Source organism: Variovorax sp. 770b2 (assembly GCF_900115685.1).
Lineage (GTDB): Bacteria > Pseudomonadota > Gammaproteobacteria > Burkholderiales > Burkholderiaceae_C > Variovorax.
Genome location: NZ_FOXJ01000001.1, coordinates 3228689 through 3249417, shown reverse-complemented (window position 1 = coordinate 3249417; position 20729 = coordinate 3228689). Strand labels below are relative to the sequence as shown.

20 protein-coding genes are annotated in these 20729 nt (G+C 67.9%); 11 read left to right on the top strand and 9 right to left on the bottom strand.

The window, feature by feature from the left end; translation table 11 throughout:
• Window positions 1–20: 20 nt before the first annotated feature.
• On the top strand, window positions 21–2279 hold the full coding sequence (locus tag BM133_RS15115) for an acyl-CoA dehydrogenase (protein WP_093434790.1): 2259 nt from the start codon (window positions 21–23) through the stop codon (window positions 2277–2279).
• On the opposite strand, the gene BM133_RS15110 is transcribed toward BM133_RS15115, so the two are convergent.
• Complete coding sequence (locus BM133_RS15110; RefSeq protein ID WP_093435357.1) at window positions 2185–3033, bottom strand: helix-turn-helix domain-containing protein; 849 nt, start codon at window positions 3031–3033, stop codon at window positions 2185–2187. The two genes, BM133_RS15115 and BM133_RS15110, sit on opposite strands and share 95 nt — an antisense overlap.
• A 155-nt stretch (window positions 3034–3188) precedes the next feature.
• On the opposite strand from BM133_RS15110, the gene BM133_RS15105 reads away from it, so the two are divergent.
• The 7 genes from BM133_RS15105 (at window position 3189) to BM133_RS15075 (ending at window position 11093) form a co-directional block, all read left to right on the top strand.
• Complete coding sequence (locus BM133_RS15105) at window positions 3189–3602, top strand: hypothetical protein (protein WP_093434788.1); 414 nt, start codon at window positions 3189–3191, stop codon at window positions 3600–3602.
• A 162-nt stretch (window positions 3603–3764) separates the two neighbouring features.
• Entirely contained in the window at window positions 3765–6632 is a 2868-nt protein-coding gene (locus BM133_RS15100) for an aconitate hydratase (protein WP_093434787.1), read from the top strand.
• Window positions 6633–6647: 15 nt separating this feature from the next.
• Window positions 6648–7112 (top strand): metallophosphoesterase family protein, encoded by a 465-nt coding sequence (locus BM133_RS15095; protein ID WP_093434785.1) that lies wholly within the window; start codon window positions 6648–6650, stop codon window positions 7110–7112.
• Window positions 7113–7235: 123 nt separating this feature from the next.
• Window positions 7236–7541 carry a FeoA family protein gene (locus BM133_RS15090; RefSeq protein ID WP_093434784.1) on the top strand — a complete coding sequence of 102 codons (306 nt, stop codon included), beginning with the start codon at window positions 7236–7238 and terminating at the stop codon, window positions 7539–7541.
• The gene (locus BM133_RS15085; protein WP_093434782.1) at window positions 7534–9429 is read left to right on the top strand and encodes a ferrous iron transporter B; all 1896 of its coding nucleotides are present in this window, start codon (window positions 7534–7536) and stop codon (window positions 9427–9429) included. The genes BM133_RS15090 and BM133_RS15085 overlap by 8 nt, the downstream gene beginning before the upstream one ends.
• A 34-nt stretch (window positions 9430–9463) precedes the next feature.
• Window positions 9464–9742, top strand: coding sequence for a DUF6587 family protein (locus tag BM133_RS15080; RefSeq protein ID WP_093434781.1), 279 nt, complete (start codon window positions 9464–9466; stop codon window positions 9740–9742).
• A gap of 166 nt (window positions 9743–9908) precedes the next feature.
• Entirely contained in the window at window positions 9909–11093 is a 1185-nt protein-coding gene (locus BM133_RS15075; RefSeq protein WP_093434779.1) for an FAD-dependent monooxygenase, read from the top strand.
• 45 nt (window positions 11094–11138) lie between these two features.
• Here BM133_RS15075 and BM133_RS15070 read toward each other — a convergent pair whose 3' ends face one another.
• Window positions 11139–12389, bottom strand: coding sequence for an SMI1/KNR4 family protein (locus tag BM133_RS15070; RefSeq protein WP_093434778.1), 1251 nt, complete (start codon window positions 12387–12389; stop codon window positions 11139–11141).
• On the opposite strand from BM133_RS15070, the gene BM133_RS34625 reads away from it, so the two are divergent.
• Window positions 12388–12591 (top strand): hypothetical protein, encoded by a 204-nt coding sequence (locus BM133_RS34625; protein ID WP_143100135.1) that lies wholly within the window; start codon window positions 12388–12390, stop codon window positions 12589–12591. The two genes, BM133_RS15070 and BM133_RS34625, sit on opposite strands and share 2 nt — an antisense overlap.
• A 54-nt stretch (window positions 12592–12645) precedes the next feature.
• Here the strand turns inward: BM133_RS34625 and kynA are convergent, their stop codons facing one another.
• The 6 genes from kynA to BM133_RS15040 are packed head-to-tail and all read right to left on the bottom strand — an operon-like array spanning window position 12646 to window position 18001.
• Window positions 12646–13494: a tryptophan 2,3-dioxygenase gene (kynA, locus tag BM133_RS15065; protein ID WP_093434776.1), complete on the bottom strand. Its 849-nt coding sequence runs from the start codon at window positions 13492–13494 to the stop codon at window positions 12646–12648.
• The gene (gene kynU / locus BM133_RS15060; protein ID WP_093434774.1) at window positions 13491–14777 is read right to left on the bottom strand and encodes a kynureninase; all 1287 of its coding nucleotides are present in this window, start codon (window positions 14775–14777) and stop codon (window positions 13491–13493) included. Before kynU ends, kynA begins: the two co-directional genes overlap by 4 nt.
• A 10-nt stretch (window positions 14778–14787) precedes the next feature.
• Window positions 14788–15441, bottom strand: a complete 654-nt coding sequence (gene kynB, locus BM133_RS15055; RefSeq protein ID WP_093434773.1) for an arylformamidase — start codon at window positions 15439–15441, stop codon at window positions 14788–14790.
• A gap of 39 nt (window positions 15442–15480) precedes the next feature.
• Entirely contained in the window at window positions 15481–15834 is a 354-nt protein-coding gene (locus BM133_RS15050; RefSeq protein ID WP_093434771.1) for a YkgJ family cysteine cluster protein, read from the bottom strand.
• 29 nt (window positions 15835–15863) lie between these two features.
• Complete coding sequence (gene argF / locus BM133_RS15045) at window positions 15864–16796, bottom strand: ornithine carbamoyltransferase (RefSeq protein ID WP_093434770.1); 933 nt, start codon at window positions 16794–16796, stop codon at window positions 15864–15866.
• On the bottom strand, window positions 16793–18001 hold the full coding sequence (locus BM133_RS15040) for an aspartate aminotransferase family protein (RefSeq protein WP_093434768.1): 1209 nt from the start codon (window positions 17999–18001) through the stop codon (window positions 16793–16795). The genes argF and BM133_RS15040 overlap by 4 nt, the downstream gene beginning before the upstream one ends.
• Window positions 18002–18160: 159 nt before the next feature.
• On the opposite strand from BM133_RS15040, the gene BM133_RS15035 reads away from it, so the two are divergent.
• Window positions 18161–18565: a DUF3579 domain-containing protein gene (locus BM133_RS15035; RefSeq protein ID WP_093434767.1), complete on the top strand. Its 405-nt coding sequence runs from the start codon at window positions 18161–18163 to the stop codon at window positions 18563–18565.
• Between the two features lie 131 nt (window positions 18566–18696).
• On the opposite strand, the gene rpsT is transcribed toward BM133_RS15035, so the two are convergent.
• Entirely contained in the window at window positions 18697–19011 is a 315-nt protein-coding gene (gene rpsT / locus BM133_RS15030) for a 30S ribosomal protein S20 (RefSeq protein WP_007831346.1), read from the bottom strand.
• Between the two features lie 117 nt (window positions 19012–19128).
• Between rpsT and murJ the strand changes: the two genes are divergently transcribed.
• A complete protein-coding gene (gene murJ, locus BM133_RS15025) occupies window positions 19129–20682 on the top strand; it encodes a murein biosynthesis integral membrane protein MurJ (RefSeq protein WP_093434765.1) in 1554 nt (517 codons plus the stop codon).
• The last annotated feature ends 47 nt before the right edge of the window (window positions 20683–20729 follow it).

The window sequence follows — 20729 nt, the reverse complement described above, 5'->3', positions numbered from 1 at the left end:
GTCGCGGCGAAGGAGACCCGATGCCCCTGGCTTCACTGATCGGCCGCTGGGCCATGCAGCCGTTCTCGAAGGCGCTGCCGCCGCTGGGCGATACCGAGCGGGCCGCACTGGAGGCCGGCACCGTCGGTTTCGAAGGCCAGCTCTTCGCGGGCCACCCGGACTTCGATGCGCTCACGGCCATGGGCCCCAACCAGCTCACCGAGCGCGAGCAGGCCTTCCTGCACAACGAGGTGCGGGCGCTCTGCCACATGCTGGACGACCATGCCATCGACCAGGCGCACGACCTGCCGGCCGAGGTGTGGCGTTTCCTGCGGGAAAAGCGCTTCTTCGGAATGATCATTCCCCAGGAGTTCGGCGGGCTCGGCTTCGGCCACTACGCACACGCCACGGTGGTCGCGCGCATCGCCACGGTGAACGTCGCCACGGCCGTCACGGTGATGGTGCCCAACTCGCTCGGCCCGGCCGAACTGCTGCTGCGCTACGGCACCGACGCGCAGAAAGAGCACTACCTGCCGCGCCTGGCCGATGGCCGCGAGCTGCCGTGCTTCGGACTGACCTCGCCCTATGCCGGCTCCGATGCCGCGTCGATTCCCGATCGCGGCGTGGTGGTCGAGCGCGAGTTCGAGGGAAAGCCGACGCGCGGCTTCCTGGTCGATTTCGACAAGCGCTACATCACGCTCGCGCCCGTTGCCACCGTGGTGGGCCTGGCCTTCCACGCCGTCGACCAGAGCCGGCTCGAGGGCCAGCGCGACCTGGGCATCACCTGCGCGCTGATTCCCGTGCCGCACGAGGGCATGGAGATCGGCCGGCGCCATCGTCCGATGGACAGCGCCTTCATGAACGGACCGATCCACGGGCGCCAGGTCTTCGTGCCGATGGACTGGATCATCGGCGGCGAGAAACAGGTCGGCCAGGGCTGGCGCATGCTGATGGAATGCCTGGCCGCGGGACGCGCGATTTCGCTGCCCGCGCTCGGCTCGGCGATGCAGCAGACGGCGCTGTACGTGAGCAACGGCTACGGCCAGATCCGCGAGCAGTTCGGCCTGCCGGTCGGCAAATTCCATGCGATCGCGGGGCTGGTCGCGCAGATGTCGGCTGAGCTCTACGCGAGCGATGCGGCGCGCCGCTTCACGGCCGCCGCGCTCGACAAGGGCGAGCGGCCCAGCGTGGCGAGCGCGATCCTGAAGGTGCATCTGACCGAGGCGGGGCGCCGCGCGGTCAACCACGGCATGGACATCCTCGGGGGCAAGGGGATCATCTCGGGCCCGTCGAACCTGCTGGGCGTGGCCTACCGGCAGGCGCCGATCGCGATCACGGTGGAGGGCGCGAACATCCTCACGCGCGCGCTCATCGTGTTCGGGCAGGGCGCGGTGCGCTGCCATCCGCATGTGCTCGACGAGATGGCGGCCGTGCAGGCGAACGACGAAAAAGCGCTCGGCAGGGCGCTCATCGCGCACGGCAAGCACGTGATGGTGAACCTGTGGCACAGCCTCTTCGGTGCGCCGGTGCTCGGCACGCCGCCCGAAGCGCTGGCGCGCGAGGCGCGGCTCATCGCGCGCATGAGCGCCAAGTACGCGCTTACCGCCGACCTCGCGATGGGCATGCTCGGCGGCAAGCTCAAGCGCATGGAGCTGCTGTCCGCGCGCCTGGGCGACGTGCTGGCGCACCTGTACCTGGCGAGCGCGTGCGTCTGGCGCTATCGCGTCGACGCGGCGCCCGAGCTGCTGCCGTTTGCGCAGGCCGCGATCCGGCTGCAACTCGACGAGGCCGGCAAGATCCTGCGCGACCTGTATGCCAACCTGCCGACGGCCGGCCGGCGCGTGATCGGTGCGCTGGTGCTGCGCCGTACCGCGCACCTGGCGCCTCTGCGCGATGTGCAGCTCATCGAACTCGCGGACCTGCTGCGCACGAACCCGCGCATCGTCGAGCGCCTGGCGCCCGACCTCAGCGAACCGGCGGCCGGCGGCCTGCGCGACCTGATGCACGCGATGGAACTGGGCGCACAACTGGGCGACACGACGGCCGCGCTCAACAAGGTGCTGCGCCGCACGAATTCGCTGGAAGAGGCTGCGCGTTCGGCGCCCGATCCGGAACTTGCGCTGGCCTATCTGCGAGCCGCCGACAAGGTCATCCAGGTGGACGACTTCGAAGGCCCGTCGGCGCAGAAAGCCAAGGATGTGAGCCTCACGCCGCCGCTTGCTTCGCCATCTCCACCAGTGCCGCCGCCGTCTGCGCATCGGCCGGAAAGAACGACTCCACCGCCAGTTCCTGCAACGTGACATCGACCGGCGTGCCGAAGATCGTCGTGGTGCTGATGAAGCTGAGCACCCCATGGGGCGTGACGAGCTGAAAAGGCACGACCACGCCTGAAAGCTCCGTGTCCGTCGCGGGCGCATCGTGGCTCACGCTGGGGGTGGGAAAGGCCTCCAGTTCGTCGTGCAGCGCCTGCAGCACGGCATCGCCCGTCGCGGCAATTTGCTGCTGCAGCCGTTCGAGGAGGTGGGTGCGCCATTGCGCGAAGTTGGCGATGCGCGAGGCCAGGCCGTCGGGGTGCAGGCTCAGGCGCAGCACGTTGACGGGCGGTGCCACCAGCTCGGCCGCCGCGCCGGCCATGAGCATCGGCACCAGCGCGTTGTGGGCCACGAGGTTCCAGTGGCGGTCGACTGCGAGCGCGGGGAAGGGTTCGTGGCCCTTGAGCACCAGGTCCACCGCGCGCCGGGCCGAAGCCAGCGCCGGATCGTCGAGCGAGCGCTGCCGGTACATCGGCGCGAAGCCCGCGGCCACCAGCAGCGCATTGCGCTCGCGCAGCGGCACTTCCAGCCGCTCGGCCAGGCGCAGCACCATCTCGCGGCTGGGCGTGGCGCGGCCGGTTTCCACGTAGCTCAGGTGCCGGGTCGAGACCTCGGCCTCCTGCGCCAGGTCGAGCTGGCTCAGGCGCCGGTGCGTGCGCCAGTGCCGCAGGTGCGCGCCGAACGGATCGCGCGCGCCGGGCTGGCTGGCTTTGGACGAATGGGTGCTGCGGGTGGTGTTCATGGCCCGCATTCTGGCGTGGCGGCGGCGCGGCGCCATGACCTCCCAGGTCATCGACGCGGTGCATGGCCCGCGGAATCATTGGCTCCAACGCGGCAGGACTGGCTTGCGGCGTATCCACCCAGTGATCACCCGGTGATCACCCCAAGGAGATTCACATGTCCGTCTTCACTTCCCCCCGCTTCCTGCCCCACGTGATGTGGGCCGACGCCGCCTCCTGCGCCGCGACCGGTGCACTGCAGGTGGCATTCACCGACGCGCTGGCAGGGCTCACCGGGCTGCCCGCGGCGCTGCTCATGGGCACCGGCGTGTTCCTGCTGGCGTATGCGGCGCTCGCCGCCTTCATGGCCAGCCGCGCCACGTCGCCGCGCACGCTGATCGGCCTGGTGGTCGCCGGCAATTTCGGCTGGGCCGTGGCCTGCATCGCCTTGTTGGTGAGCGGCATGTTCGCGGTCACTGCGCTGGGCGTGGCCTGGGTGCTTGCGCAGGCCGTGTGCGTGGTCGTGCTGGCCGAGCTGCAATGGACCGGCCTTCGCCGCACCCGCGGCCGCGCCGGCATGGCGCTGGCCTGAACGCAGGCGACGCGAGAGGTGCCGGCAACGCCGGTCTACCCGGCATTTCTCGCCATGAGGAACATAGCGCGGAGAGAGCGCGGCAGGGAAGACCGACTACAACGATTGACATTGATCCCCGCTATCCTTGAGGAGCTTCCACGAAACAACAGGAGTTCCTCTATGGCCAAAGCACCGGCTCACGCCTTTGCGTCCACCCTCAAGACCTTCAAGACCGCATCGGGCAAATCCGGCAAGTACTGGTCCCTGAAGGAGCTGGCCAAGCAATATCCCACCATCGACCGGCTGCCCGTGTCGATCCGCATCGTGCTCGAATCGGTGCTGCGCAATTGCGATGGGCAGAAGGTCTCGCCCAAGCATGTCGAAGAACTGGCCCACTGGGCCCCCAATGCCGAGCGCACCGACGAGATTCCCTTCGTCGTCACCCGCGTGGTGCTGCAGGACTTCACCGGCGTGCCGCTCCTGGCCGACCTGGCCGCCATGCGCAGCGTGGCCGCCAAGCTGAACAAGTCGCCCAAGACCATCGAGCCGCTGGTGCCCGTGGACCTGGTGGTCGACCATTCGGTGATGGTCGACTACTACGGCACCCCCAAGGCGCTCGACCTGAACATGAAGCTGGAATTCCAGCGCAACAACGAGCGCTACCAGTTCATGAAGTGGGGCATGCAGGCCTTCGACACCTTCCGCGTCGTGCCGCCGGGCTTTGGCATCGTGCACCAGGTCAACCTCGAATACTTCGCGCGCGGCGTCTACAAGAGCCCGCACGACAAGGCGGACACGCCCACGTATTACCCCGACTCGCTGGTCGGCACCGACAGCCACACGACCATGATCAACGGCATCGGCGTGGTCGGCTGGGGTGTGGGCGGCATCGAGGCCGAGGCCGCGATGCTGGGCCAGCCGGTCTACATGCTGACGCCCGACGTGGTGGGCTTCGAGCTCACCGGAAAGCTGCGCGAAGGCGTGACGGCCACCGACCTGGTGCTGTTCGTCACCGCCATCCTTCGCACCGAAAAAGTGGTGGGCAAGTTCGTCGAATTCTTCGGCCCCGGCGCCGCATCGATCGCCGTGCCCGACCGCGCGACCATCGGCAACATGGCACCCGAATACGGCGCGACCATGGGCTTCTTCCCGGTCGACGAGATGACCGTGGCCTACTTCGAAGGCACCGGCCGCACCAAGGAAGAGGTCGAGCGCTTCGAGGCCTACTACAAGGCGCAGGGCCTGTTCGGCATGCCCGCGCCGGGCGACATCGACTACACCAAGATCGTCCGGCTCGACCTGGGCACCGTGTCGCCCAGCCTTGCAGGCCCCAAGCGCCCGCAGGACCGCATCGACCTGGGCCACCTGGCCACCAAGTTCTCCGAGCTCTACAGCAAGCCCAACGACGCCAACGGCTTCAACCAGCCGGCCGACAAGCTGAAGCTGCGCTACCCGCTCGCCATTGCCGGCCAAGGCAACGACGAAGAGGCCGCCGCGCCGCCGGCCGGGTCGCCGCGCGAACTGGTCGAAATGGTCGCCAACCGCTCGACCAAGGCCGCGGCGCACACCAGCGCCACCGCGCCGCCTGCGCCCAAGGGGCAGGTCACCATCGGCAACGGCGACGTGCTGATCGCGGCGATCACCTCGTGCACCAACACCTCCAACCCGAGCGTGATGCTCGCGGCGGGCCTCCTGGCCAAGAAGGCAGTGGAGGCGGGACTCACGGTCAAGCCGCACGTGAAGACCTCGCTCGCGCCGGGCTCGCGCATCGTCACCGAATACCTGGAGAAAGCGGGCCTCCTGCCGTACCTGGAGAAGCTCGGCTTCTACCTCGCGGGCTACGGCTGCACCACCTGCATCGGCAACGCCGGCGACCTCACGCCGGAGATCAACGAAGCCATCACCAAGAACGATTTGATCGGCGCGGCCGTGCTCTCGGGCAACCGCAATTTCGAGGCGCGCATCCATCCGAACCTGAAGGCCAACTTCCTGGCCTCGCCGCCGCTGGTGGTGGCCTTCGCGATCGCGGGCAACGTGATGACCGACCTCATGACCGAGCCGGTGGGCAAGGGCAAGAACGGCAAGGACGTGTACCTGGGCGACATCTGGCCCAGCCCCAAGGAAATCGACGAGAACCTGCGCTTTGCGATGAACGCCAAGTCGTTCCGCGCGAACTACGAGAAGGTGAAGACCGATCCGGGCAAGTTCTGGAGCAGCATCAAGGGCACCGACGGGCAGGTCTACGACTGGCCCAAGTCGACCTACATCGCCGAGCCGCCGTTCTTCGAGGGCTTCAAGATGAAGCCGCATGCGACGGACGCGGGCTTCAAGAGCGCGCGGATCATGGCGCTCTTCGGCGACTCGATCACCACCGACCACATCTCGCCGGCTGGCTCGATCAAGGAAAGCTCGCCCGCGGGCATCTGGCTCAAGGCGCACGGCGTGCCCAAGGCCGACTTCAACAGCTATGGCTCCCGCCGCGGCAACCACGACGTGATGATGCGCGGCACCTTCGCCAACGTGCGCATCAAGAACCTGATGATTCCGCCGGACGCCAACGGCACGCAGGAAGAGGGCGGCGTCACGCTGTTCCAGCCGGGCAACCAGAAGATGTTCATCTACGACGCCGCCATGAAGTACATGGAAGAGGGCACCCCCACGGTGGTGTTCGGCGGCGAGGAGTACGGCACCGGCTCGTCGCGCGACTGGGCCGCCAAGGGCACGCAGCTCCTGGGCATCAAGGCGGTGGTGGCACGCAGCTTCGAGCGCATCCACCGCGCCAACCTGGTGGGCATGGGCGTGCTGCCGCTGCAGTTCCGCGGCGCCGATTCATGGCAGACGCTGGGCTTGACGGGCGACGAGAAGATCGACGTGGTGATCGGCGGCGAGCTCAAGCCACAGATGGACGTGAAGCTCATCGTGCACCGCCCCGACGGCACGCACCAGGAGGTGACGGTGCGCCTTCGCATCGACACGCCGATCGAGGTGGATTACTACAAGCACGGCGGCATCCTGCCGTTCGTGCTGCGGCAGCTGCTGGCGGCCTGAGCTACGGACCAAGGCTTGATCCGCGTCGGGCTCATTTCCGACACCCACGGCCTGCTGCGCCCGCAGGCTGTGGCTGCCTTGCAGGGCAGCGACTTCATCGTGCATGGCGGGGACATCGGCGATGCCGGCATCCTCGAAGCGCTTTCGGCCATCGCGCCGCTCACGGTCGTGCGGGGCAACAACGACCGGGAACCGTGGGCCGACGGCATTGCCGAGACGGAATTCCTGAAGGTCGGCGGCGTGGTCATCTACGCCATCCACGACCTTTCGCAGATCGACATCGATCCCGCCGAGGCCGGCGTCCGCGTCGTCATTTCCGGCCATTCCCACAAACCGAAGATCGAGGAGCGCGGCGGCGTGCTCTATGTCAACCCGGGCAGCGCCGGCCCCCGGCGATTCAAATTGCCAATCGCCGTCGCCGAACTCATCGTCGATGGCGATTCGGTGTCTGCTCGCATCGTCGAATTGGCCTCGGCCTGAATGCGCCGCAAAAGTGCCAATCTGCATGGTCAAAGGGCTTTAGTCAGGTGCTTCCAATTGAGAATTGATAGCATCTAGGTTTTGCTTACAGGTGCGTCCGGATATCCAGGGCGCCGCCCCACCGTGCGAACCAACGAATTCGGCACCGCGCCGGCCTCCACCGCCGTCGCCCTGCGCCTCGACCAGCTTCCCAACAACCAGTGGGCCACCGTGCTCGACGTGGCGCGCCCCGAGGGCGCGGACGACCGCGAGCTCGTCCTGCGGCTGACCGAAATCGGCTTCGTGCCGGGCGAGGCCGTGCGCATCGTCGCGAGCGGCATCCCGGGCCGGGAGCCGCTGGCGGTTCGCCTGGGCCACACCACCTTCGCGCTGCGCCGCCACGAGGCCGCGCTCATCCACGTCACCCCCGGAGCCGCCAACCATGGCTGAAGCCGTCATCCAGGGACCCGGCGGCTTCGCGCCCACCGCCCAGCCGGGGCGCATCGCGCTGCTCGGCAACCCGAACTGCGGCAAGACCGCGCTCTTCAACCTCTTGACCGGCAGCCGCCAGAAGGTCGCCAACTACGCCGGCGTGACCGTCGAGCGCAAGGAAGGCACGCTCCGTACCCCCACGGGCCGCCGCGTCTTCGTGCTCGACCTGCCGGGCGCCTACAGCCTGAATGCGCTCAGCGCCGACGAGGCCGTCACCCGCGACATCGTCACCGGCCAGAGCAACGAGGCCCTGCCCGACCTCCTGGTGTGCGTGACCGACGCGACCAACCTGCGCCTGAACCTGCGCCTGGTGCTCGAGGCGAAGAAGCTCGGCCTGCCGATGGTGGTCGCGCTCAACATGACCGACATGGCCAAGAAGCAGGGCATTGCGGTGGACACCGCCGTGCTCTCGCGCGAACTGGGCGTGCCGGTGCTCGAAACCGTCGGCGTCCACACCGGCGGTGCGAAGAACCTGCTCGAAGCGCTCGACGCCCCGGTCGCCGCCGCCGCGCCGCAGCCCTGGCAGGCGCCGGGTCTGGACGACGTGCTCGCCACGCAGCGCGAGGTGCGCCGCATCCTCGGCCTGGCGGTGACCGAGCCGGTCGGCAGCCTGGCCACCAGCGACCGCATCGACCGCGTGGTGATGCATCCGGTCTGGGGCATGGTGGTGCTGGCCGTCACGATGTTCCTGATGTTCCAGGCCGTGTTCAGCTGGGCCAACGTGCCCATGGACGCCATCAAGGCCGGCACCGAGGCGCTCGGCGGCCTGCTCAAGACGGCCATCCCCGAAGGCATGCTGCAGAGCCTGCTGGTGGACGGCGTGATCGCCGGCGTGGGCGGCGTGATCGTGTTTCTGCCGCAGATCCTGATCCTGTTCCTGTTCATCCTCGCGCTCGAAGATTCGGGCTACCTGCCGCGCGCGGCCTTCCTGCTCGACCGCGTGATGGGCACCGTGGGCCTGTCGGGCCGCTCGTTCATTCCGCTGCTCTCCAGCTTCGCCTGCGCCATTCCGGGCGTGATGGCCACGCGCACCATCAGCAACTGGCGCGACCGCATCACCACCATCATGATCGCGCCGCTCATGACCTGTTCGGCGCGGCTGCCGGTGTATGCGCTGCTCATTGCGGCGTTCATTCCGGCGCGCACCGTGGGCGGCGTCTTCAACCTGCAGGGCGTGGTTCTCTTTGCGCTGTACGTGTTCGGCATCGTCTCGGCGATGGCCGTGGCCTGGGTGATGAAGCGCTTTCGCGACAACGCGCAGCACTCGCCGCTCCTGATGGAGTTGCCCGCCTACCGCTGGCCGAACCCTCGAAACCTGGTTGTGGGACTTTATGAACGAGCGTGGATCTTCCTCCAGCGCGTGGGCACGATCATCCTCACGCTCACGATCCTGCTGTGGTTCCTCTCGACCTTCCCGTCGCCGCCCGAAGGCGCGACCGGCCCGGCCATCCAGTACAGCCTGGCCGGCATGATCGGGCGCGGGCTCGAATACATCTTCGCGCCCATCGGTTTCAACTGGCAGATCTCGATCGCGCTGGTGCCCGGCATGGCGGCGCGCGAAGTGGCGGTGGGCGCGCTGGGCACGGTGTACGCGCTCTCGGCCACCGGCGACGACGTGGCCGGTGCGCTGGAGCCGCTGATCGCCGGCAGCTGGTCGCTGGCGACGGCGCTGTCGCTCTTGGTCTGGTACGTGTTCGCGCCGCAGTGCATCTCGACGCTGGCCGCCGTGAAGCGCGAGACGGCCTCGTGGAAGTACGTGTGGATCATGGCGGGCTACCTGTTTGCCCTGGCCTATGCAGCGTGCTTCATCACCTATCACGTTGCAGTGGCACTGGGCGCGGGTTAAAACCGCTCCCGGCGCTGAAAGGTTTGAAGAAAAAATGGCACAACAACTGATCGTCGGATTGATCGTCGCGGCGGCCGCGTTCTACGCGGTCTGGCGCTGGATGCCCGCTGGCTGGCGGCGCAGCGCAGCGCACAAGCTCGCGGCCGGCTCGCAGCGCGCGGGCCTGGTCGACCAGGAGCGCGCCAACCAGCTGGCCGCATCGCTCGCCAAGACCTCGGGTTGCGGTTCGTGCGACACCTGCGGCAGCTGCGCCCCCAAGAAGCCCGGCAACACCAACGCCACGCAAGCCGACAAGGCCCTCTCGAACAGCTGAGAGGCTGAGAGGCAATCCGGCATGACCGCTCATCCCCCGCAAATGGCCCCACTTCGCGTTGCAAATGCTCGCCATAGCCCGAGCTATGGCTGTGCTTCGCGCTTTGGTTGGGGCAGTTTGCGGGGGCTGCTCGGTCACGCCGAATTACCTCCCAGCCTCTGAGCCGATGCCCACGCACATCCTCGTCGCCGGAGGCGGCATCGGGGGGCTGGCCACGGCGCTGGCGCTTTCGCGGGGCCGGCACCGCGCCGATGTCTTCGAGCAGGCGGCGGTCTTCGGCGAGATCGGGGCCGGCGTGCAGCTCGGTCCCAACGTCACGCGGCGTCTTCAGCAACTGGACCTCGCTCAGGGCCTCGCAAAGATCGCGGCGCGCCCCGATGCATTGGTGGTCCACAGCGCCGACAGCGATGCCGTGCTGGCCCGCCTGCCGCTGGGCGACGCGATGCAGCAGCGTTACGGCGCCCCTTACTTCTGCGTGCACCGCGCCGACCTGCATGCGCTGCTCCTCGAAGCGGTGCGCGCGCGCGGCACCGGCACGTTGGTCACCGCGGCGCAGATCAGGCAGGTCGAGACCAGCGACGACCTGGTGTGCGTTTCGAGCACCGACGCCCGCGCCTGGGAGGGCGAGGCGCTCGTGGGCGCCGACGGCCTCTGGAGCATGGTGCGGCGCCAACTCGACACGCCCGCCGCCGCGGAGCCACCGCGCGTGACCGGCCATACGGCCTGGCGCGCATTGGCCTTGCAGTCCGACCTGCCCGCGGCGCTGCGGCGCCGGCAGGTCGACGTGTGGTTGGGCCCGCACCTGCATGCCGTGGCGTACCCGGTGCGTGGCGGCGACTGGCTCAACGTGGTGGTGATCGCCGAATCCGCGCCGGCCGGCGATGCGCGCGACTGGGACCAGTCCAGCAGCATCGCGGCCCTGCAACAGGCCACGGGCCGCAGCAGCGGCCGCCTGCAGGCATTGCTCGAAGCGATGCCCGGCTGGCGCGCCTGGTCGCTCAGCGACCGCGCGCCGTTGACCTCTGCCGCCGACATGGCGCACGAGCGCGTCGCGCTGGTGGGCGACGCGGCGCACCCGATGGTGCCGTACCTCGCGCAGGGCGCCGGCATGGCGATCGAGGATGCGGCCGCGCTGGCCGATGCGCTGGGCGACGCCGGTGCGGCCGACGTGCCCGCCGCCTTTGCGCGCTACGCCCAGGCGCGCTGGCAACGCAATGCGCAGGTGCAGGCGCGCGCGCGGCGCAATGGCGAGGTCTTCCATGCCACTGGCGCCATGCGCGTGGGGCGCGACCTTGCGATGCGCACGCTCGGCGCGCGGTTGCTCGACCAGCCCTGGCTCTATGGTGGCTGAGTGGCGGCTGAGCGGCGGTCCAGCGGCGGTTGAACGCTCCGACCTTCAGAGCCTGAAGGTCTGCAGGTGCTCGATGCGTTCCGCCAGGCCTTCAGGCCCCAGGTAGTGGCCGAGCGAGCCATCGCGCACTTTCGCGAGCGTCGTCTCCAGTTCCGTCAGCATCGCATCGCGGTCGGCCACAAAGGCCGGCGGCACGTCGATGCCGGTGTCCGCGCACGCATCCGCGATCAGGTGCGCGCTTGCAGGCGCACCGCACGCCACGCACTTGACGATGGCCGCCACGCTCGGCTCGGCGCCATTGGCCAGCAGCGCGCTGGTGAGTTCGGGGGCGATCTGGCCATCGACGTTGCGCAAGGCATCGACCGCCACCGGCGCACCTGCGCGCACCAGGGCCGCGGCGGCTGCGAAGGCGCTCTGGCCCAACGCAATGTCGGTCGCGAGGGCGCTGCCTTGCTGCGGCCCGTCGAAGCTCACGCCCGAGGCCGCGAGCTCGCCCACCAGCGGCGCGTCGTCGGTCGCGATCGCGTGGTGCAGCGCCGCGCGCGCGAGCGCCGGGCGATGGCGCAGCGTGCCGTCCGCCAGCGGCGTGCGCCAGTCGACCACGGCGCGGCAGTAGAAGGTGACCAGCTTGTCCATCAGGTCCAGGTCCAGCCCATGGTCCTGGTGGCGGTCGTCCAGGTACTGCAGCAGGGTCTGCCCCGAGAAATAGTCGCTCGTGGGGGCCAGCGGGTCTTCGTCCAGGTGCAATGCGGCGAAGGCGCCGTGCAGGTCCGGTGCGACGGTGCTCAGGGTGTCTTCATGCAGCGCGTGCGTCCAGGCCGGCGGCAGGCCCTGCTTCCACGCGATGACCCGGCCGTGCGCCTCGCCGGGCTCCACCACGGTGTAGATGCGGTCCAGGTACTCGAAGCCGCCGAAGGGCAGGTGGGTGATCTTGCCGCTCCAGGGCGCGCCGCCGTCGGCGGCGGCCTCCTGCGCCAGTTCCTGTTCGTGCTCGATCCAGCCCTGCAGGTCGCGGTAGCCGTCGCTGCCATCCCAGAAGATCTCCGACCAGCTCACGTTCTCGATGTTGCCGTTCATCGGCAGCGCCAGGTCGTAGTCCAGGCGCCCGCCCGCCGTCTCTTGCCACAGCGCGGCCAGTGCTTCGGGAATCGGTCCGGCACACAGGGCCTGCAAGGCCACGATCTGCTGCGCCGGCATCGGCGGCTGCGCATCGAAGATCACGCGGTCCGCGAACAGCACGACGCCGTGTGCCCGCAAGGTGGAGATCTCGTCGGGTGAGAACCGGATGTTGTGCATGGCAGTGGCCTCCGTCGTTGTTGCCAAAAATGTAGCGTTTTGCACAGGCGTGGCAAGCACTACATTCGAGCGTTCAGCGCGCAGGCTGGGGGACGGCCGGCCATTCGATGCGCTCGAAGAGGCGCATCAGCCTTGCCTTGCGGGCCGGATTGAACTGGCCGATCCACGCGATATGGCCGAACAGGTGGCTGCGGACGCCTGAGGAAGTAATCCAACAATCTGTTGGACTATTGGCGGTCCAACAACCAAGCGTCGTTCAGAGCTCGGTGCGCAGCTTCCAGATTTCCGGGAACAGCACCACGTCCAGCATCTTGCGCAGGTAGCTCACGCCGCCCGTGCCGCCGGTGCCGCGCTTGAAGCCGATCACGCGCTCGACCGTGGTCACATGGCGGAAGCGCCAGAGGCGGAAGGCGTCTTCCAGGTCGGTGAGCTTCTCGCCGAGCTGGTACAGGTCCCAGTGGTCGTGCGGATTGCGGTAGACCACGAGCCATGCCGCCTCGACGCCGTCGCTCGATTCGTAGGGCTGCGTCCAGTCGCGCTCCAGGCGGTCGGCCGGCACCGGCAGGCCGTGGCGCGCCAGGAGGCGCAGCGACTCGTCGTACAGCGATGGCTGGCGGTACGCAGCGTCGACCTGCGCGAGCAGATCGGCGCGGTGCATGTGCGGCTTGAGCATCGCGGCGTTCTTGTTGCCGAGCGCGAACTCGATGCAGCGGTACTGCGCGCTCTGGAAGCCGCTGGAGTTGGCCAGGTACGGGCGCATCGCCGTGTACTCGGGCGGCGTCATGGTCGAGAGCACGGTCCATGCGCTCACCAGCTGTTCCATGATGCGGCTCACGCGCGCGAGCATCTTGAAGGCGTCGGCCAGTTTCTCGCCGGCGATGCAGGTGGTGGCGGCGCGCAGCTCGTGCAGCATCAACTTCATCCAGAGCTCGCTGGTCTGGTGCTGCACGATGAACAGCATCTCGTCGTGCGCGGGCGAGAGCGGATGCTGGGCGTTGAGGATTTCGTCCAGGTGCAGGTAGTCGCCGTAGCTCATGGACTTGCTGAAGTCCAGTTGCGCCTTCTCTTCGTGGACGATGTTCTCGGTGTGCTTTTCGGCGGTCATGTCACTGCGTTCTTGCGGTTGAATTCTTCGCGCCGCCACTCGCCGGTTTCGAGCACCTGCACGAGGTGTTCGACCGAGCTCCACACGTCCTCGAAACCGATGTACAGCGGCGTGAAGCCGAAGCGCAGGATGTCGGGCATCTGCGAATCGCCGGCGCGGTAGTCGCCGATCACGCCGCGCGCGATCAGTGCCTGCACGATGGCGTAGGCGCCTTCGTCACGGCTCAAGCACACCTGCGAGCCGCGTTGTGCGTGATCGCGCGGGGTGATGAGCGAGAGGCCTTGTCCCGGGCAGCGTTCTTCGACCAGCTGGATGAAGAGATCGGTGAGCGCGAGCGACTTCGTGCGCAGCGCGGCCATCGCGCCCTGGTCCTTGTTGAAGGCTTCGGCTGCGAGCACGGTGTCGAGCCCGCATTCGAGCCCCGCGAGCGCAATGATCGGCTGCGTGCCGCAGAGGTAGCGGCCGACGCCCGGCGCGGGGCGGTAGTGCGGCGTGAACTCGAAGGGCGCCGCGTGGCCCCACCAGCCGGACAGTGGCTGCTCGAACTGGCCCGCGTGCCGTGTGTTCACCCACGCGAAAGCCGGCGCGCCCGGCCCGCCGTTCAGGTACTTGTAGCCGCAGCCGATGGCGTAGTCGGCGTTGCTGTCGTTGAGCGCGACCGGCACGGCGCCCGCGCTGTGCGCGAGGTCCCACACCGTGAGCACACCCGCGGCATGCGCGGCGGCGGTGATGGCCTTCATGTCGTGCATCGCGCCGGTGCGGTAGTTGACGTGCGTGAGCATCAGCACGGCCACCTCGTCGGTCAGCACCGAATCCGGGCCTTGCAGTTCGCTCGCGTCGATCAGGTTGAGCGTGAAGCCGCGCTCGCGGCACAGCGACTCGGCGATGTAGAGGTCGGTCGGGAAGTTGCTGCGCTCGCTCACCACCAGCTTGCGGCCGCTCGCCTTCTGCTGCGAGAGGGCCGCGAACAGCACCTTGTAGAGATTGACCGAGGTGCTGTCGGTGCACACCACTTCGCCGGGCGCCGCGCCGATGAGCCGGGCCACCTTGTCGCCCAGGCGCTGCGGCAGGTCGAACCAGCTCGCGGTATTCCATGAACGGATCAGGCCTTCGCCCCATTCCTTGGTCACCACTTCGGCGATGCGCGCGGGCGCGGCCTTGGGCAACACGCCGAGCGAGTTGCCGTCGAGGTAAAGCACGCCCTCGGGAATGAGGAATTGGTCGCGCAGGGCGCGCAGCGGGTCTTGCGCGTCGAGCGCGCGGCAGTCTGCAAGGGTCGTCATGGTGAAGGTTTCAGCGGGGAAGATCGCGCAGCACGGCGCGAACGGGGGAGGCATCGGCGCTCACCAGCTTGAGCGGCAGCGCGATGAGTTCGTAGTCGCCCTCGGGCACGTCGTCCAGCACGAGGTTCTCGAGCACGCGCAGGTCCAGGCGGCGGATGCGCTGGTGGCTCTCCAGCGTCTTGCTGTCGGCCGGGTCGATGCTGGCGGTGTCGATGCCGATGAGCTTCACGCCCATGGCCGCCAGGCGCTCGACGGTGGCGGGCGCGTAGGCCGCGAGCTGCGGGTCCCAGTGGCCCACGGGCATGGTGGCGTAGGTGCGCACCAGCACGCGCGGCGGCAGGTCGCTGGTGACGGCATGCGCGATGTGTTCCCACTCGATCAGCGGCCCCTTGGCGATGGCGTGGATCACCCGGCAGGGGCCTAGGAAAGGCGCGAGATCGACCTGGCCGATGGTCTGGCCCTCGGGGTCGTAGTGCAGGGGGGCATCGGCATGCGCGCCGATGTGGGGCGAGAGCTTGATCTCGCTGACGTTGACCGGGCAATCCGGCGAAATGGTCGCGGCCCAGCGCTGCTGGTAGGGCGTGTCGCCGGGGAACACCGGCGCGCCTTCATGCACCGGGGGAGAGATGTCCCAGATGCGGGGGTGGGGTTGCAGAGAACGCATGGCGCGAAGTTAGCGCCGGGCGAGGGGTCGTGGTGTCGGTTATTTCCAACACACCACGTGACCAGATGATGTGGCTCCGGAATCCAGGGACGAGAGCGCGGGGAGGCCGTGCCGGGCGCGGGCCCGTTCGCAGGCATCGCTGCCGGCCTGCAGTTCGTGGCAGGGGTTGGGGCGCCATTCGTAGATGCCGCAGGCGACCGACTGGCCGATCTTGCCGGTGAGCGCCGCGCAGCGCATCGGCGTGTGGTCGGTGCCGCGCATGCGGCAGAGGGCGTCGTTCACCTCGACCGCAAGGCCCGACGGCACGCGGCCGCCGTTCTCGTCGAGCTCATGCACGCTGAAGTCGACGCGGTAGCTGGCGCAGCAGGCGCCGCATTGCTGGCAATGGGACACGCGGCCGCGCCTTTTTCTTCTTCAGATGCTCAGAGCTTGCCCAGCAGCAGGAACTCCATCAGCGCCTTCTGGGCATGGAGGCGGTTCTCGGCTTCGTCCCACACGACCGATTGCGGCCCGTCGATGACTTCGGCCTGCACTTCTTCGCCGCGGTGCGCGGGCAGGCAGTGCATGAAGAGGGCGCCGGGCTGGGCGATGCGCATCATGTCTTCATCGACGCACCAGTCGGCGAAGGCTTTGCGGCGCGCTTCGTTCTCGGCTTCGTAGCCCATGCTGGTCCAGACGTCGGTGGTGACGAGGTCGGCGCCGCGGCAGGCTTCCATCGGGTCCTTGAAGACCTTGTAGCTGTCGCCCGAGCGGATGCCCGCGATCGACTGGTCGACCTCGTAGCCGCTGGGCGTGCTCACGTGCACGGTGAAGCCCAGGATCTCGGCCGCCTGCAGCCAGGTGTTGGCCATGTTGTTGCCGTCGCCCACCCAGGCCACCGTCTTGCCCTGGATCGAACCGCGGTGCTCGATGTAGGTGAAGATGTCCGCAAGGATCTGGCAGGGATGGAATTCGTTGGTCAGGCCGTTGATGACCGGCACGCGCGAGTGCGTGGCGAACGCGTCGATCTTGGTCTGCTCGTAGGTGCGGATCATCACGATGTCCACCATGCGGCTGATGACCTTGGCGCTGTCCTCGATGGGCTCGGCGCGGCCCAGCTGGCTGTCGCCGGTGGTCAGGTGCACCACGCTGCCGCCCAGCTGGTACATGCCGGCCTCGAAGCTCACGCGGGTGCGCGTGCTGGCCTTCTCGAAGATCATGGCCAGCGTGCGGTCGGTCAGCGGCTGGTGCTTTTCGTAGGTCTTGAACTTCTTCTTGATGATCGCCATGCGATCGAAGAGGTAGACGTACTCGTCGGCCGTGAGGTCGGCGAACTGCAGGTAATGCCGGATGGCTGGCGTTGTCGTGGTCGTCATTGCGCGGCAGGCTCCGACAGGAAGGCTTTGACGATCGGCGCGAGGATGGCGACGATCTCGTCGGCCTCGGCAATGCTCAGGATGAGCGGCGGCACCAGGCGGATCACCTTGTCGGCCGTCACGCTCAGCAGCAGGCCGGCGTCGCAGGCGCGGTTCAGGATCACGCCGCAGGGGCGGTCCAGCTCGATGCCCAGCATCAGGCCCTGGCCGCGGATGTCCTTCACGCCGGGCAGGCCGCCGATTTCGCGCTCCAGCGCGGCTTTGAGGTGCGCGCCCACGGTGGCGGCATTCTCGAGCAGCTTGTGCTCTTCCATGATGCGGATCGTCTCGACGCCGGCACGCATCGCCAGCGGGTTGCCGCCGAAGGTGGTGCCGTGGTTGCCCGGGCCGAAGATGTTGGCGGCCTTGGGGCCGGCCACCACGGCGCCGATCGGCACGCCCGAGCCCAGGCCCTTGGCCAGCGGCATCACGTCGGGCAGGATGCCCGCCCACTGGTGGGCGAACCACTTGCCGGTGCGGCCCATGCCGCACTGCACTTCGTCGATCATCATGAGCCAGTCGCGCTCGTCGCAAAGTGCGCGCACCTGCTTGAGGTAGTCCACGCGCATCGGGTGGATGCCGCCTTCGCCCTGGATGGTCTCGAAGAACACGGCCACCACGTTGGGGTTGCCTTCGGTGGCCTTCTTGAGCGCCTCGATGTCGTTCAGCGGCACGCGGATGAAGCCCTCGACCAGCGGTCCGAAGCCGGCCTGCACCTTGGGGTTGCCGGTGGCCGACAGGGTGGCGATGCTGCGGCCGTGGAAGGCGGCTTCGTAGACCACGATCTCGGGGCGCTCGATGCCCTTGTCGTGGCCGAACTTGCGCGCCAGCTTGAGCGCCGCTTCGTTGGCCTCGAGGCCGGTGCAGCAGAAGAATGCGTTGGTGAGGCCCGAAATCTCGGTCAGCTTGGCGGCAAGCTGCTCCTGGCCGGTCACATGGTAGTAGTTGGAGCTGTGGATCAGCTTGGTGAGCTGGTCCTGCAGCGCGGGCACCAGCTCGGGGTGGTTGTGGCCCAGCGTGTTGACGGCAATGCCGCCCAGGCCGTCGATGTAGGCCTTGCCCGTGGTGTCCCAGACTCGGCAGCCCTGGCCATGCGACAGTGCGATCGGCAGGCGACCGTAGGTGTTCATGACATGGGGCGAGGTGGGTTGGGCGGTGGCGCTCATTGGGTTCTCCAGATAGGGAACGCGGATTCTAGGCGTGCGATTTGACGGCTTCGTTGAGGATTTCGCATTACAGCAATGCCCCCGTTCAGGATGCAAAAAGTGCCCCGGATAGAATCCGTTGCTGCACCGCAGCACCTGTTTCGGTCGCCTCAATCAACGATGATTTCCCCCACTGCCAAAGAAATCTTCATCCAGGGCATCACGCGTGATGGCCGGACCTTCCGCCCCAGCGACTGGGCCGAGCGGCTGGCCGGCGTCATGAGTTCCTTCCGGCCCGGCGGCGCCTTTCCAGGCAGTTACCTGAGCTATTCGCCGTGGTGCGAGCCGACCACCATCAACGGGATCAAGTGCGTGATCGTGAACCGCGACCTGCGCGATGCCGAGCCCATGGCCTGGGACTTCTGCGTGAACTTCGCAAAAGACAACGACCTGCAGGTTTCCGAGGTGTGCCCGGCGCCGCCCGCACCCGCCGTGCCGAAGGCCGCGCAGACGCCGGTGGCGGCCGTGGTGCGCTCGGACCCCGCCGCGCCGGTGATTCCCGTCGAGCCGCCCAAGGCCGACTGATCCGACAAGAGCGCCCGACAAAACGATCGCCCATGAAAAACCGCCCGAAGGCGGTTTTTTACACTTTGCTGCAGCGCACCCCGATCAAACGGCGGACTGGAGAATTCCGGTCCGGGCTTGCCTGACAGGTGTCAGGCGGCGGCCTTTTCAGGCGCGAGGGCCAGGGCCTTGACCTTGGCCGACAGGCGGCTCTTGTCGCGAGCGGCCTTGTTCTTGTGGAAGATGCCCTTGTCGGCGACGGTGTCGACGATGCTCTGGGCCTTCGCGAAGAGTTCGCTTGCCTTGGTCTTGTCGCCAGCCAGAACAGCCTTTTCGACGTTCTTGACCGCGGTACGGTATTTGGAGCGCAGCGAGGTGTTCGCAGCGTTGAGCTTGGTGTCCTGGCGGACGCGCTTACGGCCGGAGGCGAGGCGCGGGTTCTTTTTCTTGGGCTTGGCGGATGCCATGATTTAGTTCCTTAGGTGTCTGAGGATGATGCAGCAAAGCCCTCCATTATAGGCTGGGTCGGCCTTTCCTCCGAATCCGGCCGTTTCGGGCACTTTCGGGGCCCTACACTCGCCCCCGTGTCCCTGCTCAAATCCGCCTCCACCGTCTCTTTGCTGACCCTCGCCTCGCGCATCACGGGCCTCGTGCGCGACGTGCTCTTTGCCTCGGTGTTCGGCGTCAGCGCGCTCACCGACGCCTTCAACGTCGCCTTTCGCATTCCCAACCTGTTCCGCCGGGTCTTCGGCGAAGGCGCCTTCAGCCAGGCCTTCGTGCCCGTGCTGGCCGCGCGCAGGACCGAAGGCGGCGAGGAGGGCGCCAAGGAGTTGATCGACCACGTCGCCACGCTGCTGACCTGGACCCTCCTCGTGGTGTGCGTCGCCGGCGTGGTCGGCGCGCCGCTCCTGGTCTGGGCCATGGCCAGCGGCCTGAAAGGCTTCGACGCGGCCATCGTCATGACGCGCTGGATGTTCCCCTACATCGGCTTCATGTCCCTGGTGGCGCTGGCGGGCGGCATTCTCAACACCTGGCGCAAGTTCGCGGTGCCGGCGGCGTCGCCGGTGCTGCTGAACCTGGCGCTGATCTTCTCCATCGTGGTCGGCGCGCCGCTGTTCCGGCGCTATGGCATCGAGCCGATCTATGCGCAGTGCGTGGGCGTGCTGGTCGGCGGCGTGCTGCAGCTGGCTCTGCAGATTCCCGCGCTGCGCGCCCTGAACCTGATGCCCCGCGTGGGCGCGAGCTTCAAGGCGCTGCGCACCGCCTGGACCGATCCGACCACCCGCAAGGTGATGAAGCTGATGCTCCCCGCCCTGCTGGGCGTGAGCGTGGCGCAGATCTCGCTGCTCATCAACACGCAGATCGCCTCGCACCTGGCGACCGGCAGCGTGACCTGGGTGGTCAACGCCGACCGGCTGATGGAATTTCCCACCGCGATGCTCGGCGTGGCGCTCGGCGTGGTGCTGATGCCGCAGCTGGCCGGCGCCCGCGCCGCCAAGGACGACGCCCGCTATTCGGCCCTGCTCGACTGGGGCCTGCGCCTCGTGGTGCTGCTCTCGGCGCCGTGCGCCGTCGCGCTGCTGCTGTTCGCGCAGCCGCTGGTCGCCGTGCTCTTTCACAACGGCGCCTTCGGCGACGAGGACGTCAAGCGCACCACCCTGGCACTGATGGGCTACGGCGTGGGCCTCGTCGGCATCGTGGCCATCAAGATCCTCGCGCCCGGCTATTACGCCAGGCAGGACACGCGCACCCCGATGCTGATCGCCGTGGGCGTGCTCGTCTTCACCCAGGTGCTCAATTTCTTCCTCGTGCCGGTGCTGCAGCATGCGGCGCTCACGCTCACCATCGCCATCGGCGCACTGGTCAACGCGACCTGGCTGCTGGTGGGGCTCATGCGCCGCGGCAGCTACGTCCCCGAACCCGGCTGGGGCAAGTTCACGCTGCAGGTGCTGGCCGGCACGCTGGTGCTGGCGGCTTTCCTCGTGTGGGGCGCGCGCTATTTCGACTGGATCGGCCTGCGCGCGCAGCCCCTGCACCGCATCGGCCTCCTGGCCGCGCTCGTCGCGGGCGCCGCGGTGATCTATTTCGCCATCCTGGCGGCGGTCGGGGTGCGGTTGCGCAGTTTCATGCGCCGATGAGTCGTTTGGCGGCTTGGCAATACGCATGTGTCCCGCCTTGACGCTCC